The organism is Acinetobacter sp. TR3 (assembly GCF_027105055.1).
Taxonomy (GTDB): Bacteria; Pseudomonadota; Gammaproteobacteria; order Pseudomonadales; family Moraxellaceae; genus Acinetobacter.
In genome coordinates this window covers 1252908-1272668 of record NZ_CP114264.1, presented here as the reverse complement: position 1 = coordinate 1272668, position 19761 = coordinate 1252908, and the positions used below count along the sequence as shown (strand labels likewise).

The following is a 19761-nucleotide window of genomic DNA, read 5'->3' as shown; positions in this document are numbered from 1 at the left end:
ACCTACTGTTTGGGTTTCCACGGAATAAACATTGAAGTTCGTTTTTGATAATCGAGATAATTTTGACCGCGATTTTTTAAGGCTTGTTGTTCACTAAATGGAATACCTGTGATGTAGTACAAAAACAACCACATCAACACTGGATATATCCACAAGCTATATAATCCTGCTGCTAACCCAATGGTTGGATAAGCAAACCAATGCAACCATTCAAAGAAATAGTTTGGATGACGTGAATATCTCCATAGACCTTGATCCATTGTTTTACCATGATTATTGGGATTCTGCTTGAACCGATATAATTGTTGATCTGCAACCGTCTCGCCAACGAATGCAACAAACATAATCAAACCTGCAATAATCAAATAATCATTGGTATCCATGCTCCAAGACATACTTGGCACATTGAGCAAACTCCACATCGGAATGCTAAATAAAATGGCTAATCCTGCCTGAAACATAAAAAAAGCAAAGAAACCTAAATGTTGATATTTTCCCATCGCCCTACGCATATTGGCATATCGTCTATCTTCCTCATGTTCAGCCATATAACGCCGAAACAAGTGCCAGCTCAATCGTAAAAACCAAATCGAACTGAATATTCCAATAAACAATCTGACGCTAAATGGTGCAACATCAATAAGTAATGCTGTCAGAGCAATATTTAAAAAAATACAAAAGCTCCAAGCGACATCTACAATACCAGCTCGATGATTAGAGGTTGCCCACAACCAACACAGCGTCATTACTACGGCATCAAGTAAAAATAATTGCCACAACATAACCACCTCCTTGATGCATTAAAAAATCATGGATTTTTTAATAAGGGCTTGCTTCAAATAGAAGATGCACATCACTGATCACCCCTTCTTTAAAGCCTCCTTCGCAATAACAGAGATAGAAATCCCACATCCGAATAAAGTTTTCATCAAATCCTAAAGCCAAAACGTGTTCTTTAGCATTTAAGAAACGCTCACGCCATTGATGAATCGTTTCTGCATAGCTCAAGCCAATATCTTCAAGATGTTTTAAACGTAACTGTTGTTCAGATGCAGCTTGAGTTAAAACGCTGATACACGGAATAAAACTACCTGGAAAAATATAGCGTTTAATATAATCCACTGTATTCAAAGCTTTTTTATAACGTGCATCTTCAATCGTGATAGCTTGAATCAACCCCAAACCGTTCGGTTTTAGTAAAGATCGGCATTTATTAAAGTAAGTCGATAAATATTGTTCACCGACAGCTTCAATCATTTCGATCGAAACCAACTTATCGAATTTTCCTTCTAATAATCGGTAATCTTTAAGCTGAACACTGACACGATGACTAAGACCTACATCGGCGATACGTTTAGTTGCTTCATCGTATTGTGCTTGAGAAATGGTAATCGTGGTCACTTTGCAGCCATAATGCTGAGCAGCGTAAATTGCAAATCCGCCCCAACCACTACCGATCTCAACCAAGTGATCCATCGGTTTGAGCTGTAATTTCTGACAAATCAGTTCTTTTTTATAATCCGATGCTTCTTCCAAAGTCATATCTTTGTGCTTATACACAGCACTTGAATACATCATTGAAGAATCAAGAAAAAGTTTGAAAAAATCATTGCTCAGGTCGTAATGCTCTGCAATATTTTTTCGACTTCCTGACAATGAATTTTTACGTGTTTTATACCAAGCTTTTAATACAAGTTGGCTGGCTTGAGAAATCACATTTTGATTAATTTTATCGAGCACATGACGGTTTCTCGCCAAAATTTGAATGACCTCAACGAGGTGTTTACTGCTCCAATAGCCTCGAATATAACCTTCAGCTGCACCAAGTACACCATTTTTAAAAATGAGATCGATCAATTCTTTATTATGAATCTCTATCGTCGCTTCTAAATCAGAAACCTCACCCACGGTACCATTCCATTCTCCACGAAAATGAATTTGTCCATGACGAAGTTTGAGCAAGCTTCGAAGAACCAAAGGCAGTGAATCTTGTTCACCGAAAATAAGCGTTTTCATCATGTTGTTTTAAATCCTTATCTTTTTTTGGGTGCCGATAAAATGGAACTTTCTTTCGCCATAGATGAAAAGCTTGAACGTATATCGAAGCTAACATCTTGAAAGGTTCAAAGATATGATGAATAGCATAACGATTCAGTTGTGAAGGAACTGTGATGCTGGTTAACGTGAAATGCATGGTTGCATCAAAGATCAATTTATCTGATTGATAAAGCTGCATATGAATCACATTCTGTTCATCTGAAAAGTTAAATCGCCATTTGTACTGAATATCCATTGGCATAAACGGTGAAACATGAAAACTTTTTTCAAATTCGAACTCATAACTTTTAAAATGACTGTGCTCTTTTAATTTTTGACGGCAGTCATGCACATAAACTTCACGTTCATTCCAAGGGGTATTGGTAATTTCACTCAATATGAAAAGAGGCTGTTTTTGAGGATTGAGTACAAAATAAAAGATGACTGAATTAAAACTAAATCCTAAAGTTCTTGGTAAAGCAAGGACACGAATTTCTGATTGTGTCGACAAAATCGTATCTTCTTTCTGCAAAAGGATTTTCTTAATTCGTTCTCTGATCGAACCTGTATAGCCTTTTAGAAAATCATTTTCATAGAGATTTAATATATTCCAACGCGAAGTAGAACAAAGCCATGAACGATCTAGGTTCTGATCAATACGATCTGGATCAAAACATAAATAGCTCAAACTAGACTGAAAATCGTGTGCTTTAGGATAAAAGCGCCGATGTCTAATCTGAGCTTTGGCTATGGAAAGTGAATCTTCAAACATGTGATCACCTCCAAATTTAGTCATTCAATGTTAATAGTTTATCGACTACACGTTGAGCACTTCTCGCTCCATCTTCATGAAACCCCCAACCCCAATATGCTCCACAGAATGAACTGCGGTTTTGACCATCGATCAAATCCCAACGCGCTTGTGATTCAATTGCTTTCTTATCAAAAACAGGATGTCGATAACGACGTTCGACATAAATCTTTTCTTTTGCGATCGGCATATTCGGATTGAGTGTAGAAAAGATCTGAGTCTTACACGGTAGCTTCTGTAAGCTGTTCATCCAGTAAGTAAATCCATAGTGTACTTGATGAGCTTTGCTATTTTTTTGAGGTTTCTCTTGAGCAGTGACATGTACATGCCAACTCGCCCATTGAGACTGACGCCTCGGCATAATCGAAGTATCATGATGTACCACCATAAAGTTATCTTGATAATCAAAACAACCTAATACGTCTCGCTCAGCTGCCGAAGGATCTTGAATCAGCTTTAACGTATCATCAGCATGACTCGCAAACACAACCCAATCAAAAACTTCCTCATTTCGATCGGTTACAACAGTGACCTTATCTGATTCACGTAGCACTTGTTGTACTTGCGCTTTTTTCCAAATAATCGACGGACACGCTTTTTGAATCGCTCGTATATAAGAAGCTGAACCACCTTTAACCGTCTGCCATTGAGGGCGGTCTTCCAATTGCAACATACGATGATGTTGAAAAAAACTTACGACAAACTTATAAGGAATATTTCCAACTTGATCCACTGGGCTTGACCACAATGCACCACACATTGGGTATAAATGTTCTTGGCGAAATACCTCTGAATAATCATTTTGATTCAGATAGTCTTCGATACTCAGTTCAGCGTTGCATTGATCTAACTGAATATCTTTGTTGTCTTGATAAAAACGAATCAAGTCGGACAGCATGATCCGAAATTTCTTATTTAAAAAATTCTGAGGTCGCGTTAATAGTGACCATTTTTTTGATGGATTATATTGAAGCCCTGTCACTCGGTTGTTGACTGAAAAGCTCATGTCACTATTCTGTGCTTCTACAGCTAATGCAGCTAGCATGGCACTGAATAGAGGATAATTATAATCATTGAATACAATAAAACCGCTATCTACAGCAACGTTTTTACGTTCAATCCAAAGATCATGTGTATCCGTATGTCCACCGAAATACTGTTCTTTCTCAAAGATTGTGACTTCATGCTGCTTTGATAATTTCCATGCAGCATATATACCTGAAATACCAGAGCCTACGATTGCAATCTTCATCAAGACTCCTCGCTTTGAATTTTGCTTGTGTTTATTTTGAGATTTAATTGATGACTTTTATGGATATCATAAATACGTTGTGGTACAGGTTTAATTCCCCAAATCAACCCAAAAAAAGACATCATTTTTAAAATGTAATAAGTAATGTCGATTTGCCACCAGAAGAAACCTTGCCGAGTACTCCCCGCATAATAATGATGGTTGTTATGCCAACCCTCACCCAATGTAATAATTGATAAAAATAAATTATTTCGGCTGTTATCCTTCGTCTCGAAGTCTCGACTGCCATATAAATGCGCAAGTGAATTGATACATAAAGTCGCATGAATCAATAAAACTGTCGAAATGACAAAACCCCAGACCAATAGCTGTAAGCCTGATGTACCTAAACTCGGATAAGCAATACTCAACCACTCACCTAAACCATAAATTGCAAAAGCAGTGAACAAGACCACAGGTAAACTAAAGCGATCTAACCAAACAATTTCAGGAAACTTTAACCAGTCTTTAATGACTTCTTTTCGTGTAGAAAAATTCTGTTCATTTAAAAACCATCCGATATGACTGTACCAAAATCCGTGTGTAGATGAATGTGGATCGTGATCTGTGTCAGTAAAACGATGATGATAACGATGATGAGCTGCCCACCATAAAGGCCCTCGCTGTGCACTCATGGTTCCGATCAACACAAAAAAGAATTGTATTGGACGCGAAGTTTGAAAGGTTTTATGCGAAAGATAACGATGAAAAAAAGCAGTGATCGCAAACATACGAATAAAATAAAAAAACAGCATGAATGCGATAGCAAACCAAGATACACCCACCCAAAAAACTGCAAGACAAGCGATATGCAGCAAAATGAATGGTAAAATTCTAAACCACTGAATCTTGGTATCTTTTGAGCTTTCTTGAAAGGGAATATGCTGTTTATCTAAAGTATCAGTCAGTGACCAACTATCCATCCATCGCAGAAAAAATTTAAACATTGATTCTTCCTGACCCAATCTCTTTTTATATTTATGATATTAATAGAAATCATATGAAGTTTATGTGAAGCATCGTTTTAGGCATGCTAGTGAACTCTTAGCATCATAATACAAAATTACATAGGAAACATAAATTTATGTATCTTTTAACCTAAACTCAAAACCTCATGGCTTGAGTCTAGGTTCAATTTTAGAAACTAAAAATCAAAGAGATAACAATATAATTAAAGAGAAAGTATAGGTAAAATTTTCATTAAGCTTGTAATCACCAAGTAAATGGCAACACAAATTACCACCACAGCGAATACCTTTTGTACCGTTTTTATATCAATCAGGCTGATTAATCTTCTTCCAATTAACATGCCGATAATACAAGCCACAACAAAGCTAACAGTTACAGCGATTGGATACTGAAAGCCATCTATGATGTGTATTGAAATACTTACACCACCAATTAAGAAAATGATCATCAGTGACGTTGCAACGATACTCCGCATATCCAAATCAGTGACTTTACGTAATGCAGGCACAATCACAAAACCGCCACCAACCCCCAATAATCCAGTTAATAGACCTGCAATCACACCGATAATACCCAATACTGAAGCAGTTTTAACATTCCAAATCAGTTGTCCTGTTGATTGATTCACCTTACACGGCGGATCTTCAAAATCATTCACCTTATTGAAGAAAATACGATAAGCCACAATCATCATCACGACACTGAATCCAAGGCTTAACCAAACTGGAGAAATAATATTCGCAAGATGGATGCCATAGCGTGCCGATGGCAGACTAATCAGGGCAATCCAGATCGCTGCACGATAACGCACAATTTTTTTGAATAAGCCTTGAACCATACCAACAAATGCAGAAAGTGTTACTGCCAACAAACCTACTGGTGCAGCTTGAGACACTGTCCATCCTTGACTCGCCATCAATGCTGGTACAGCCAAAATACCGCCACCTGCGCCTGTCAGTCCAAGTAAACATCCGATCGCAAGACCTTCTAAGACTAATAACCACATGATATGCAATGTCCTCGTACAAGGATGAACCCATTTCTGGAGAAAATACTGTCCTAACTCAGTTCTGAATCAGGACTAAGTATTTGATTTATTTAAGCTGAATAAACTAAAGTTTTGGCTTCACCAGCCATTCACGACCTTTGAGCATTCCATCCCAATACATCGGCGGTAGAATTTGCTCTTTTAACAACCATGCAAGCTGTGAAGGTTTTTGCCCATCGAGCAACCACTTAGGAAAACTAGGTAACAGTTTTCCGCCATAACCAAATTCTGCCAACACAATCTTTCCACGCTCAACTGTAAGCGGACAAGATCCATAACCGTCATATTGCGCAAAATTCTGATTGCCTTTTAAATACTGCAATACATTCACTGCAACAATAGGGGCTTGTTTCCGCGCTGCTGCTGCCGTTTTCGCATTTGGTGCATTAGTGACATCACCCAAAGCAAAGATATTAGGATACTTGCTATGCTGTAAGGTATGCTGATCGACACTGACCCAGCCTGCCGCATCAACCAAGTTACTTGCTCGAATAAAATCAGGTGCTTGCTGCGGAGGAACAACATGAATCATGTCGAAATCAGTTTCAATCACTGAAGTATTTTCCCCTTCACTGACATTAAACCAAGCTCGCTTTTGGCTTCCATCGACTTTAATCAATTGATGATTAAAGTTTAAATTGGCATTGTAACGTTTAATATATTCCATCAAAGCTGGAACATAAGCTTGTACGCCAAATAACACCGCACCTGTATTATAGAAATTGATTTCAATATCTTTTAATACACCTTGTTTTTGCCAATAATCAGCTGACAAATACATTGCTTTTTGCGGAGCACCAGCACATTTAATTGGCATAGGTGGCTGTGTAAAAACAGCTTTACCCTGTTTCATATTACGAACCAAGTCCCACGTATATGGTGCAAGATCATAACGATAGTTTGAAGTCACACCATTTTTACCTAGCGTTTCAACTAAACCCTCTATTCCATGCCAATTTAATTTTAAGCCCGGACAGACGACCAATACTTCGTAGTTAATCGGTTTACATCCCTCTAATAAAACTTGTTTATTATCAGGATCAAAAGCTGCAACAGCTGCCTTTATCCAATGAACTTGTTTAGGAATCAGACTCGCCATTGTTCTTACCGTTTTTTCAGGAGCAAATATCCCACCGCCCACCATCGTCCATCCTGGTTGGTAGTAATGAATTTCAGCAGGATCAATCACGGCAATATCTAAATTCGGTTGACGAGACAACAAACTCGATGCCACTGAAATACCCGCCGCACCCGCACCTACAATCACCACAGAGAAAGTCGGAATATTGTTTAACTGCGTTGGGTTTTGCTTCAAAATTCGAGGGACTAAACCTTGTAAATCGTAGCCCAGTGATTTTGACTGCAACAACATCTGATCAATGGTAAGTTCAGCCACTTGAGACAGTGCCCATAAGGTAATTGATCGAGTTCCTGAACGGCAAAATGCCAGTACAGGTTTTTGGGATTTTTGATAAAGTGACTTAAATTCAATTGCTTGTTCATCTGTCACCCGCCCACTCACAACAGGCAAATATTCCAACTGAATTCCCTGCCGAATGGCCGCTTCTTGGATCTCAATGATATTTGGCTGGTCGACACCTTCACCATCAGGGCGATTACAAATAATCGTTTTGATTCCCTTGGCTGCAATTTCAACCAAATCAGATTGATTGATCTGAGCTGATACCCAAAATTCAGGGTTAACTTGTTTTAAGTCACTCACAATTTTCCCCTTATTTCCCACATGCTTTATTTGCAGGCAAAGCAATATCAATCTTTTTAGGATATGGAAGATCAAGGTTTTTCATAATTTCAACGAAGTCTTGTTTACTACGCCCCTGACCTAAACGGGAATTATGTACACGCTCATGCCCTACAGTTGAAGACAAACGACCTTTATAATCATGTCCCGGGTAAACAATCGTGTCGTCCGGTAAAGTGAATATCTGTTGGTGGATACTGTCGTATAAGGTTTCAGCATTTCCTTCTTGGAAATCAGTACGACCACAACCATCTATCAGTAATGCATCTCCTGTAAACACCATATTGTCAATGACATAGCTTGTGCAGGCATTAGTATGTCCAGGGGTGTAACGTGCTTCTATTAAGAATTCACCAACACGTATCGCACTCCGGTCAGTGATAAAAATATCACCACAATCCACGCCAGAGTTACGATGTAAAACTGTTTTACAGCCAAAACGTGCTCTGAGTAAATTTGCAGCCGTAACATGATCTGCATGAACATGCGTATCCAAGCTGTAAACTAACTTGAGATTCAACTGATTCAGCATTTGTTCATAACTTTCTATTTCAGATGCAACTGGATCAATCAGTACCGCTTCACGTGTTTGTTCAGATGCAACCAAATAAGTATAAGTTGAACTTTCTTTTTCAAAAAACTGATGAAGTATCATTTGAATTGGTCTCGATATGCTTGGTTATATTCTTATTTTGCAAACTAAGTGCCAACTTTATGCGTTATAAATTATATTCAAATAAAACAATATATTAATTAATAATATTTAATTTTAAATAAAATCACCATTTCATTAATGTTGCATAATGTGTTTCAATTGTTTCAAGTGAAAAACATATAATGAAACATCATGAGCCAAGCGATTGATTTTTATACTCAAGCTGATTTAGAGAGCTTTTTGTTTAAATTGCAAACCCTAATGTTAGACAGTTCCCTTCTTATCTTAGATCAATCTAAGCAGCGCTTTGTGTATGAATTGAACGATAAAAAAATCAATAATTCATTATTTCAAACTTTAAAAAAAACAATACAACATCATGAGCTTGAAATCGGACGACATATGATTAGTGATGCAGCTCAATCCATTGAGCTGTTTTGCCATCGTCATCCCATTAGAATTATCGATCAGCGCTTTGAGGGAACCATGTATTTATTACAATCCACTCAAGTCATACAGAAAATAAAACAAGATCAAAAGATCACAGCTTTAGAGCAGACTTTTCATAGCCAATCTGCTGAAATGCAACGCATGTTTTCAATCATTCAACGTGTTGCAATTACAGAGTTTCCTGTTTTAGTTCGAGGCGAGTCTGGCAGTGGAAAAGAACTGGTTGCACAGGCTATCCATGATCATAGTCAGCGGAAAAATAACGTATTTATTGCCATTAACTGTGCAGCTTTAAATGCCAACATTCTGGAAAGCGAATTATTTGGTCACGTCAAAGGTGCATTTACAGGGGCAATTCGAGAACATAAAGGTGTCTTTGAACGTGCTGCGGGCGGAACACTTTTTTTAGATGAAATCGCTGAAATTCCATTAGAACTTCAAGCAAAATTATTAAGAGTTCTTGAGACTGGTGAATTTACACCTTTAGGTGGAGAAAAATCGATTAGAGCGAATGTCCGTATTATCACCGCTACTCATCGAGCGTTACGAGAAGAAGCTCGTCTTGGACGCTTCCGTCAGGATTTATTATATCGACTCCGTGTGATTCCAATTTTTGTTCCACCACTCCGTGATCGCAAAGAAGATATTCCTTTTATTGCCAATTATATTTTAACTGAGCAACAAAATGTTTTTGGAGCTTCTCCAAAACTCTCTGATGCAGCCTTACAGAAACTGATTGATTATGATTGGCCCGGAAATGTTCGTGAACTGAAAAATACCCTACTCTATGCACTGACGATGGCAAATGAAAAATCTGAGATTGATATTTACGATTTGCCCGATGAAATCATTGATAATCAACATTCAATCCTTTCAAACCTAGTAATAGAAGTAGACCCACTGCTGCTTTCGGATAAAATCAATAAAGAAACGATACGGAAAAAATTAATTCAATACCAAAATGATCTTTCACTCGCAGCAAAAGCACTGGGTATGAGTCGAACCACACTTTGGCGTTATCGTAAAAAATTTAATTTATAAAAAATAAAAAAGCGAGACTTGAACATCTCGCTTTTTTATTGATCACCTTATCTAACTTTTCAAATGAGGGTTTCCAAGAGGCAAGTCATTTTCTAAATGCTGATCAAATATATCAGTCAGCATACTGTCGTAGCGTTTAGCGTTATATTTTAAAAGCTGTTCCGATTCATTTGCAGTAATAAAACCCACTGCAACGGCATCTGCAATATGTTCCTCAAAAGTCAGCCCCTTAAACTGATCTTTCGATTCAGCTTTTTTAAACTTATCCCAAAGCGGCTGCAATGTTAGCAACATTTGGAAAGTTGATTCCATGCGTCCCATCACATCTGTTTCATCGGTTGTGTAATAAACATGTTTTTTCAATTCCGCCCTAAAAGAATTTTCTTTTAGCAGTAATTGAGCAACTTGTTGTTTGAGTTCATCCGATGGCTTTGTGACTGGTCGACCAAATGGGAAACTGATTAATTTCACCAATTTCGCAGCAATTTTCACAGGGAAATTTTCATAGAATCCAAAGAATGCTTCCTGAGCATTATAGAGAGCCTTATTTAATGCTAATTCTGCATGTTTTTGATCCGGTTCAGTTCTTTGTCCATGCTCATAATAATTAAGAATCGATGTTGCAATAAATAAATGGGCATGAATATCCGCTAAACGACCTGAAAGCATTTCCTTACGTTTTAAATCTCCAGCCAATATTCCCAATGCCATGTCTGCCGTCAAAGCAAAATCAGCACTCATCCGATTGATAATTGCATAATATGGTTTTGAGAAATCATCAGCTGCTGAAGAACCCTCTTTACTGCCCCCTGTGAGACCAAATGCAAGCGCTTTAGCAGCACGATTAAAAGTATAAGCAAGATGTTTGAATAACAAGGTATTGAATTTTTTTAGAGCACTCGCTTTATTGTCTGATTGCAATAATTGCAGTTCTTCAAATAAATACGGATGGCATCTCATGGAACCTTGACCGAAAATCATCAAAGAACGCGTAAGAATATTTGCCCCTTCTACCGTAATTGCAACAGGTATAGATTGGTAGGTCAAAGCCAGAAAATTACGTGGCCCTAGCTGAATCGCACGTCCACCAACGACATCCATACCATGATTAATCACTTTTCTCATGGTTTCAGTCGCATAATATTTTGCCATGGCTGTCATGACGGCTGGGGTCCCGCCCTGATTCAAACCACAAGTCACCATGTATCTAAATGACTCAAGCATATAGGCATCACTGGCAATATCGCTGGTTGCCTCTTGCACACCTTCAAAATGCCCAACTGACACTTTAAACTGTTGTCGAACGCTAGCAAATGCACCCACTAAAAGGTAGCTCATCTCACCCGCAGCAGTGGCCAATGCTGGTAAAGAAATACCACGACCAACCCCAAGGCACTCCATCAACATGCGCCAACCTTTACCTGCATTTTGTTGACCACCAATAATCCAGTCGATTGGAATAAAAATGTCTGTTCCTTCCACGGTTCCATTCATAAATGGCGCACCAGGATTATGGCGTGCACCTATTTTTATCCCCTCATGACTTGCAGGTATTAATGCACAGGTAATTCCATATTCACTTTTACTTTTATCACCTAATAGACCATCTGGATCGTACAACTTAAATGCCAAACCAATTACCGTTGCAATCGGTGCAAGCGTAATCCATCTTTTAGAAAAATTCATTTTTAGACCAAGAACTTCTTGTCCTTGATAAGCCCCATAACAGACTATACCTGTATCTGGAATTGCTCCCGCATCAGAACCAGCTTCTGGACTGGTTAAGCCAAAGCAAGGAATTTCTGTACCATTTGCTAAGCCGGGTAAATAACGTTGCTTCTGTGCAGTTGTACCGTAATGGAGTAATAGTTCACCGGGACCAAGCGAGTTGGGCACCATACAACTCACTGCCGCAGTCAATGAACGTGATGCTATCTTGCTCATAATGCGGCTTTGAGCAAATGCTGAAAATTCTTTTCCCCCAAATGATTTTGGAATGATGAGTCCTAAAAAACCTTTATCTTTAATAAACTGCCAAACTTCAGGAGGTAAATTTTTATCTTTGTGGTGAATTTTCCATTCATCAAGCATGGCGCAAAGTTGTTGAACTTCATTGTCTATAAAAGATTGTTCTTCTACAGAAAGTTTTGGATATGGATATTGATCGAACTTTTCCCAATCAGGCGCTCCCATAAATAATTCTTTTTCCCACCAACTTGTACCTGCTTCCAAAGCTTCTCTTTCTGTAATACTCATGCTAGGCATTGCTTTGGAAAGAATATTAAACGCAGGTTTAGCAATTAAAGCTTCACGTAATGGTGCAACAAGTAAAATAATACTCATTAAAATGATGGGAATACCAACCACTAAACTCCACGGTGTAATAAAAATCGCGCAGAGAATCGCAGTGGCGATAGCAACAATACTACCAATTGTTCGATTGAGTTCGAAATAAAATACAGCCCACAACACAACAAACTGAATCAACAAGCTAAGCAATATCAATACGAGAGTCATAGTTACTCCTTTGCCTTCAACTTGAACTGAGAAAAATGATTTATTTGAATGACTTCATGTTTGAACTTAGATGGAAATAGGTGAAAAAAGCGTGAATTTTTATTCTACAGATCAGATTGATTTTTTTTAAATTCGCTATTAAACATTACACAACCGTATCAAGATAAGACATCTTGCGAAATTTGTTATTGCAAGTTTATCCGGTTTACTAGTGCAGCGAGGCTTTGTTGTACAAAGGTTTGAAAGACAATGCTACCGTAATTGAGCTAAATTCAAGTCACAACTTGGGTATGAGGTCGACCAAATACTGTGAATTTATTCAAAACTGCTACACGTGCATGAATCTCATTCACCTGACTAGGAAAACTCCTTGCTGTTAATTTATCAACTAATAATTTGATGCAATGCATTTTGGTTTCCACTAAACTTCGATGATGATAACCAGACCATTTTTTCCAAAGTGACCTACCTAGCCGTTTGACTGTTTTTAATAATTCATTCCTCTCTCTAAATATCTCAATTTCTTATCTTTCCAAAGCTTTACATTGTTCCTAGGTGGAATGACTGCATGTGCATCTCGATCTAAAATGACTTGTCGGCAGTGCTTTGTGTCATAAGCACCATCTGTATCGACTGAATCAATTCGTTCATCCAACGGAATTTGATCAAGCAAATCACCAAGCACCTGTGAATCACTCACATTATTTGTTGTGAGCTGAACTGCTCGTATTTGAAGGGTGTTAGCATCTATACCAATATGAAGTTTGCGCGATTGGCGATGATATTCAGTATCAAAATTATAAAATTGATTCTATTTTCAATAAAGTAGTTTTATATAAAAAGACCACGTCAAGGGGATGACGTGGCGAAAAACTGAAATATATAACTAACTATACACAGCATATAATCAAGCTATGTATTAACTTTTCGCAATGTTATCGAGTAGCTCTGGTTCCAACATAAAGAAATCTCGTCCAAAATTTTCCAATGGAATATCAGAAAGGTTAATTTGATATTCAATATCACCGTTAAAAAAACTTTGAGATTTTTGTATCGAACGTTCCCAACCGAATTCCTTGCCACATTGCTTGAGCAAATATTGATAAACCTTGGCATCATTGACTCTTAACAAGAATGCGTCATCAGATAACTGATGTATAGAGACATTTTCGGAATATTGCACATCAATCATGATCTACCTCCTAGAATGAACGACCAAGTGAATATTAGTTATCTTTATAGATAATTGCTTATTATTCAACCATTTTTTAATATTTATTTTTAGTTATTAAATATTTAAGTCATATTTTTGACATAAACAACAAGACTGGAAGCTAAATGGCGAAAATTGTCACTAATGCTAGGCTATAAAGAGTAGGTCTTTGGCTGCATAAAATCAAAAAGTGCAAATTCTCATAAGTAAGAGCTAAAAAGTAAACAAAAATACAATCACTTATGGTGGTTTTTTGATTTTTTACGCATGTTTAATTGCTTAAATACACTTAATAATACTTCCCATTAAAACCAATGATGTTCTATAAAATTATTATTTATACATGCCTAAATACATAATGAACCGTACCGGGTTTGTCGGAGACTTTTTTATTTAAGTTAGGCCACCTGACCTAACGGGTTAATCTTATCATAGTACATTGCTTCAAACTCAAAAGGCGATACATAACCCAGTGCACTATGTACACGCGTTTTGTTGAACCAATCTACCCAGTTTAGTGTCGCAAGTTGTACATCTGCTAAACCTTGCCAATCTGCTTTTAAATATTCAATCACCTCTGTTTTGTATAAGCCATTCACCGTTTCAGCCAGAGCATTATCGTATGAATCACCAGTCGTACCGACTGATGCTCGTAAATTTGCAGCTTCTAAACGATGGGTATAGCGAATAGAAAGATATTGCACACCTCTGTCGGAATGATGAATCACATTCTTTGGCATGCCCCGATCATGCAATGCTTGCTCCAATGCATCGAGCACCATATCTGTATTCATTCGTGTAGATACTTTCCATCCAACAATTGCTCGTGAGAACACATCAATAATAAAGGCGGTATAGACCCAGCCTGAATGAGTTTGAATATAGATAAAGTCAGCAACCCACAAGTTATTAGGCTGATCAGCTCTAAAATTCCGTTTCACCAAGTCAGGTGCTCGTTTTTGGTCATCTCGGCTACGGGTGGTTTGTTTATTCTTACCACGCCAAACACCTTGTATACCTAGCTTCTGCATCAATCGAGCAACTGTACAAAGTGCGATAACATAACCTTCACGTTTCAATTGTTGCCAGACCTTACGCACACCATACCGACCTGAACTTTCCTTCCAAATTCGTTTAATTTGTTCAGCATGATGCAAGTCATGTAAATCTCGCTTTGCTCGATGTTCCCTTGCGAAGCAATGCTTCTCATCGCAGAGATCTAAAGTTCGGTAATAGGTTGAAGCTGCGATCGGTAAAATCTTACAAATCGCATCAATACCATATAAGTCTTTATTGTTATGGATGAAATCCACCATTATTTGTGTGGGCGGTCGAGCTCCGCCTGGGCGAAAAAAGCGGCTGCTTTACGTAGAATCTCATTGGCGCGTTGCAGTTCTTTATTTTCACGTTCGAGTTGTTTGATACGTTCTTGGTCTGAAAGCTGCTGTACTTTAACTGGATTTTGTTTATCTAAATATTTTTGATACCAAACACGTAGTGTTTCAGGAGTATAACCCTTGCGCAGTATACTGCTCAGGGAGCAATAGCGGTGATCGCAGCCCAATTCGATGGATAATCTTTTTCAGATTCAATCAATAATTGAACCGCTCTTTCTCTGATTTCAGGGGTATATTTTAATTTTGTCATCGGGATAGTCTCTCAGAATATTGACTCTCCGACAAACCCAGTACGGTTCAACTTGCTGGTACAATTTCAATATCCAAAGTACGATTTGAAGTGCGTTTCAGATTCTCTAGACCTTGATCTAATTGTCTTAAATTGAGTACATCTTGTTCTTTGAATGGCAAAGCTGAATAAAGTTCTAATTTTGAAGGTTGTTCGTTTTGTCTAATGATTTTATGTAATCGACCTAGTTCAAGTTGTAGCTCTAAAATACCTGTATTCAAGTCTTGTGGTTGAGCTGTAATTTGAGTCGTAATCATGCCCTTTTTGAGCAATTCATTTTGGGAATATCGGACTAAATTTTGTAAGCTTTGCGTACCGATACACTTACCAATAATTCCTTTTTTTTCATTATTCAATGGTTTTAATAAATAGGAGAAATCTTTAGCCTGATATTGATTGTCATGATTATTTTTAATTGAAAGTGTAACTTGTTTAATCGGGAAACAAGGTGCTTCTTCTACAACAATATCTTTGACTGTGTAACTGTTCGATTTCTTTTGTTGAGGGCTGACTTGCAGATCTTGCTCTAAAAGTTGGTTCTTTAGCTCATTTAAACGTTGATCTTATCTAATCACTTCTGGAAGTGAAATATCTTCTAACGCATAGCTATAAATTGGAATGTAGCTCAGTACGCATCCCAAAAATATTTTTTTATTCATCTAAATTATTTAATAGAGATCAATCTAAATTGATACGAAATTTATACACAAGCTCCATGATAAGCAATAAACAAAATGAAAATCATTATCAAGTGCATATTTATTATACAGACTCGTATGGTCTATTTAATTTCGTCAAAAATTTAAACTCCTTTGAGCTGACTATAAATAAAAAATAATCTTAGCCATAATAGAAGGAGAACATTGTTCTCCTTCTTTAATTTAATTAAAAACCTGAACTGACTGCTGCAACCCTTTTTAGATATCTTGAACATAAGTGAGATCATGAGATTGTTGATGCTGCTCTAGTTTTGATTAATCTGTATAGAACTCATCAACAATATTAAGCACTCTTTTCCTCCCACCTCAAAGTAGGCATTGCCATAGCCTTGAGAAACTATATGATTCAAAGCCTTTTAATTCTAATCAATTAACTTTGCCCTCAAGTAACTGTTGATTAAGCAAAGTTTTTGCTTGTGATTGTAACTGTTCAGCCTTTACTGCTTTTCCTGCAACCGACTCAGCTTGGTCATTAAAATAACTAAAATGAGACTTTTCATTTTTCTCTGCAAATTTTAATGCCACAATTTGATTTTGATTAAATGCATCGCTCCATGCCCCCTTGACTGCACTCCAATACGCCGCATTGTTTTTCCAATAATCATAAGCAGGCTTAAAGTCATAACCTTCGACTTTGTTATATTTGTTAACCCCAAGTTCACGTGCCAGTGCAGTATTGGTTTTACTATCAAATTTAATATTGTCTTGCTCATGTACCCAACCTGTTGCTGTGAGTGCATGACGATTGATACCAATGATTACATCATAATCATTACGTGTGGTATGTTCACGGCGTGGCAATGGGCGGTAGGTTTCATTGGATACCCATTCAACAACACCATTGTCTTTTATCCATTTTCCTAAACCAGCATAACGGGGTGAATCATCAACTTGCCATACTGTTTGTAACCATTTACCGCTACTTTCAGCTTTTTTTAGATCAATGCTTTTCCAGCGATAGTCACCAATATAGCTCCACATTTTAGTAGGTTCGTATTCCCAATCTTGACGCCAGTGTTTCACTACTTGCCCACCTGCAACCAAGATATGTTGTAATGACACTTTACTAGGTGTGTTTTCTAAAACAATGACCGTTTCATGTCCACTTGATAAATCATCATCTTTGAGTTCATAACCTTGTTTAAGTGAATAGAGTTCTTCAAAACGAAAATCGACTTTGTACTCTCCAGCCATTTTCAAAATGGCTTGACGCGCTTGTTCCTGTGTCAGATTTTCATGTAAAGATTGCTGCTGTAATGCCTCAGCTAGTTTTATTGGCTGTTGTGCTGCATTTACACTTGTTATCCCCATCACAAATGCTGTAACCAAAACATAAGATAGCTTAAGTTTCATAAAAAAATCTCAATAAAATATTAAATCATTGATTCAATTAGATAAAACAACTTTTAAAAAAATAGCTGTACGTATCTTTTTGAAATAAACCTGTGGGGTATTGTAAATTAATATGATAATGATTACCATTTATATTATTGAATAATTTTCATTACTATTGAATGCTGTGAATATGCGACCTCCTCAATTTTCTTCTAGACCTATTTTTTTATTTGCTTCCCTTTTAGCAGTAGGTTTAATGTCTCCATCGATTCACGCCTTCGAACAATCAGCAAATGCTAGCGCCAAATTACCACATTATGTCCTTGATACTATTGTGGTCACAGCAACACGTTCAGAAAAAAAATTAATCGATAGCCCAATCCGAACCGAAATTATCAGTGAAGATGAACTAAAACGAACCAATGCCATTACCTTAAAAGATGCTTTAGAAAATATCCCTGGGATTCTGCTCAGAGAAATTCATGGCAAATCAGGCTATGAAATTTCACTACAAGGTCTAAGTAGTGACCAAGTGCTGATTTTGATTGATGGTTTACCGCTTGCTGCCAGCACCAGTTCTACTGTTGATTTGGATCAATATTTAATTGGTGGCATTGAACATATTGAAGTGGTTAAAGGTGCTGCATCTGCACAATACGGTTCATCTGCGATGGGTGGTGTGATTAACATTATTACGAAGAAAGTTCAGGAAGGTATTTCAATTTCAAGCCAAATCGATATTGGCTCATATGGCAAACAAAATGCGGATGGAAAAAACACGTCCATCAACAATCACCATCAGAAAATCAGTATTGAAGCTGCAAATTCAAATTTGAAAGGCCGCATTATTGCAGATCAATTCAGTAATGATGGATTTGCAGTAGAACCAGAGAACTATGCACAACAAGGCGATGAACAGAAACGCCAACAATATGCCGTTTATGGTGCATGGCAAGCTACAGATCAATTTATGCTTTGGGCAGATTTCAATGAATACAAAGAAAAAGATCATCAACGCAGCCTACTCTTTGTATCTCCATTTAATCTAAAGCAATACAAAGTTGAAGATATTGAGCGCCAACGTTTTAGCGCAGGGTCTCAATTTAATCTCATGAACACTGCCAAAGTCGATTTAAAAGCAGTCCATGAAACATATGATTCCACTTCAGTGCAAACTGTAGATGGTTATTTATCTGCATTGAGAAACTCAAAACAAGAAAATAATCATCTCAGCTCACAACTCACACTCCCTAAATGGCAAAAACAAAACTGGCAATTGGGCTATGACTGGCATGAAGAAAAACTAGAGCAGAGCAACAATGGTAAGTTTGAGATGCAAGGTGGTAGCGTTAAACGTGATCGCCATGAATTCTATGTTCAAAATGATTTCAATTTAGTCCCAAATCTCGATGCAGTCATTGGTTGGCGTTTCCAAAATGATGATGATTTTGGTGACCACAATGCCTTTAAACTCAGTACTAAATACCGCTTTTACGAGCAAAATGATCTCTTGGCAGATTTACGCTTAAGTTATGGTCAGGGCTACCGTGTTCCTAATCTCAAAGAACGCTTTTATTCTTTTGACCATAGTCACTTAGGCTATATCGTGATTGGTAATCCGAATCTAAAACCAGAGTCATCGGATAGCTATCAACTGGGATTAAGCCTTGTTCAAAATGATCGCTGGAATGCTGACTTCAACCTATTCTGGAATGATGTTAAGGACCTCATTCAAACAGACTTTGACAACGCAACAACACTGAATGGTATTACTCAATATAGCTATAGCAACGTTGCCAAGGCTGAAACCAAAGGCTTTGAAAGCTCAGTTAAATGGAATCTGACCCCCTATCTTTCGCTCAATGGTGCCTATACCTATACCGAAGCCAAGGATAAAACCACAAATACACTTCTAACACGACGTCCAAAACATATTGCGCGCTTAGGGGCTGATTATGCCTTGAATGATCAGTTAGACCTGACTCTACGTAGTCGTTACCAAAGCGATGAATACGGGGACGGTGCCAATCAAAAACAATCACCGAGCTGGATCACTCTTGACTCACAAGTTGACTATCGCATCAACAAATATATCAGTGCTTTCGCAGGCATCGACAATATATTCAATGAACAACGTAATTTCTCTAACGCAGTAGATTACCGACCTATCGCAGGACGATATACCTACATGGGGCTGCGCTTTAACTGGAATAGCAATCTGAAATAA

At 37.6% G+C, this 19761-nt stretch carries 14 protein-coding genes, 3 pseudogenes and 1 other annotated feature; of the genes and pseudogenes, 2 read left to right on the top strand and 15 right to left on the bottom strand.

Annotation, left to right across the window (positions count from 1 at the left end):
• Nucleotides 1–2: 2 nt before the first annotated feature.
• From O1449_RS05915 to O1449_RS05880, 8 genes are all read right to left on the bottom strand, one after another.
• Nucleotides 3–782 (bottom strand): DUF1295 domain-containing protein, encoded by a 780-nt coding sequence (locus O1449_RS05915; RefSeq protein ID WP_269239434.1) that lies wholly within the window; start codon nucleotides 780–782, stop codon nucleotides 3–5.
• 37 nt (nucleotides 783–819) lie between these two features.
• Nucleotides 820–2019, bottom strand: coding sequence for an SAM-dependent methyltransferase (locus O1449_RS05910; protein WP_269228186.1), 1200 nt, complete (start codon nucleotides 2017–2019; stop codon nucleotides 820–822).
• Complete coding sequence (locus O1449_RS05905) at nucleotides 1994–2809, bottom strand: DUF1365 domain-containing protein (protein ID WP_269239433.1); 816 nt, start codon at nucleotides 2807–2809, stop codon at nucleotides 1994–1996. The genes O1449_RS05910 and O1449_RS05905 overlap by 26 nt, the downstream gene beginning before the upstream one ends.
• A 16-nt stretch (nucleotides 2810–2825) precedes the next feature.
• Entirely contained in the window at nucleotides 2826–4100 is a 1275-nt protein-coding gene (locus tag O1449_RS05900; protein WP_269239432.1) for an NAD(P)/FAD-dependent oxidoreductase, read from the bottom strand.
• Nucleotides 4100–5086 carry an acyl-CoA desaturase gene (locus O1449_RS05895; RefSeq protein ID WP_269239431.1) on the bottom strand — a complete coding sequence of 329 codons (987 nt, stop codon included), beginning with the start codon at nucleotides 5084–5086 and terminating at the stop codon, nucleotides 4100–4102. The genes O1449_RS05900 and O1449_RS05895 overlap by 1 nt, the downstream gene beginning before the upstream one ends.
• Before the next feature lie 224 nt (nucleotides 5087–5310).
• Complete coding sequence (locus O1449_RS05890; protein ID WP_269239430.1) at nucleotides 5311–6114, bottom strand: sulfite exporter TauE/SafE family protein; 804 nt, start codon at nucleotides 6112–6114, stop codon at nucleotides 5311–5313.
• Nucleotides 6115–6220: 106 nt separating this feature from the next.
• Nucleotides 6221–7879, bottom strand: coding sequence for a bifunctional protein tyrosine phosphatase family protein/NAD(P)/FAD-dependent oxidoreductase (locus O1449_RS05885; RefSeq protein ID WP_269239429.1), 1659 nt, complete (start codon nucleotides 7877–7879; stop codon nucleotides 6221–6223).
• Between the two features lie 10 nt (nucleotides 7880–7889).
• Entirely contained in the window at nucleotides 7890–8573 is a 684-nt protein-coding gene (locus tag O1449_RS05880; protein WP_269239428.1) for an MBL fold metallo-hydrolase, read from the bottom strand.
• A 192-nt stretch (nucleotides 8574–8765) separates the two neighbouring features.
• Here O1449_RS05880 and O1449_RS05875 point away from each other — a divergent pair, with 192 nt between their 5' ends.
• Nucleotides 8766–10064: a sigma-54 interaction domain-containing protein gene (locus O1449_RS05875; RefSeq protein WP_269239427.1), complete on the top strand. Its 1299-nt coding sequence runs from the start codon at nucleotides 8766–8768 to the stop codon at nucleotides 10062–10064.
• Nucleotides 10065–10115: 51 nt separating this feature from the next.
• Here O1449_RS05875 and O1449_RS05870 read toward each other — a convergent pair whose 3' ends face one another.
• From O1449_RS05870 to O1449_RS05840, 7 genes and pseudogenes are all read right to left on the bottom strand, one after another.
• Nucleotides 10116–12581, bottom strand: a complete 2466-nt coding sequence (locus O1449_RS05870; protein ID WP_269228193.1) for an acyl-CoA dehydrogenase — start codon at nucleotides 12579–12581, stop codon at nucleotides 10116–10118.
• Between the two features lie 272 nt (nucleotides 12582–12853).
• Nucleotides 12854–13368 (bottom strand): annotated as a pseudogene (locus O1449_RS05865) (IS5 family transposase); the annotation flags it as partial.
• A 132-nt stretch (nucleotides 13369–13500) separates the two neighbouring features.
• Nucleotides 13501–13773: a hypothetical protein gene (locus O1449_RS05860; protein ID WP_004662783.1), complete on the bottom strand. Its 273-nt coding sequence runs from the start codon at nucleotides 13771–13773 to the stop codon at nucleotides 13501–13503.
• Nucleotides 13774–14192: 419 nt separating this feature from the next.
• Nucleotides 14193–15441 (bottom strand): annotated as a pseudogene (locus O1449_RS05855) (IS3 family transposase).
• Nucleotides 15039–15152 (bottom strand) — a sequence feature (AL1L pseudoknot). (Overlaps the previous pseudogene by 114 nt.)
• Before the next feature lie 47 nt (nucleotides 15442–15488).
• Nucleotides 15489–15836, bottom strand: coding sequence for a POTRA domain-containing protein (locus tag O1449_RS05850; RefSeq protein WP_269239426.1), 348 nt, complete (start codon nucleotides 15834–15836; stop codon nucleotides 15489–15491).
• Nucleotides 15837–16397: 561 nt separating this feature from the next.
• A pseudogene (locus O1449_RS05845) lies at nucleotides 16398–16555 on the bottom strand (hydrolase or metal-binding protein); the annotation flags it as partial.
• A gap of 10 nt (nucleotides 16556–16565) precedes the next feature.
• A complete protein-coding gene (locus O1449_RS05840; protein ID WP_269228197.1) occupies nucleotides 16566–17552 on the bottom strand; it encodes a DUF6607 family protein in 987 nt (328 codons plus the stop codon).
• 172 nt (nucleotides 17553–17724) lie between these two features.
• Here O1449_RS05840 and O1449_RS05835 point away from each other — a divergent pair, with 172 nt between their 5' ends.
• Nucleotides 17725–19761, top strand: a complete 2037-nt coding sequence (locus O1449_RS05835) for a TonB-dependent receptor plug domain-containing protein (RefSeq protein WP_269239425.1) — start codon at nucleotides 17725–17727, stop codon at nucleotides 19759–19761.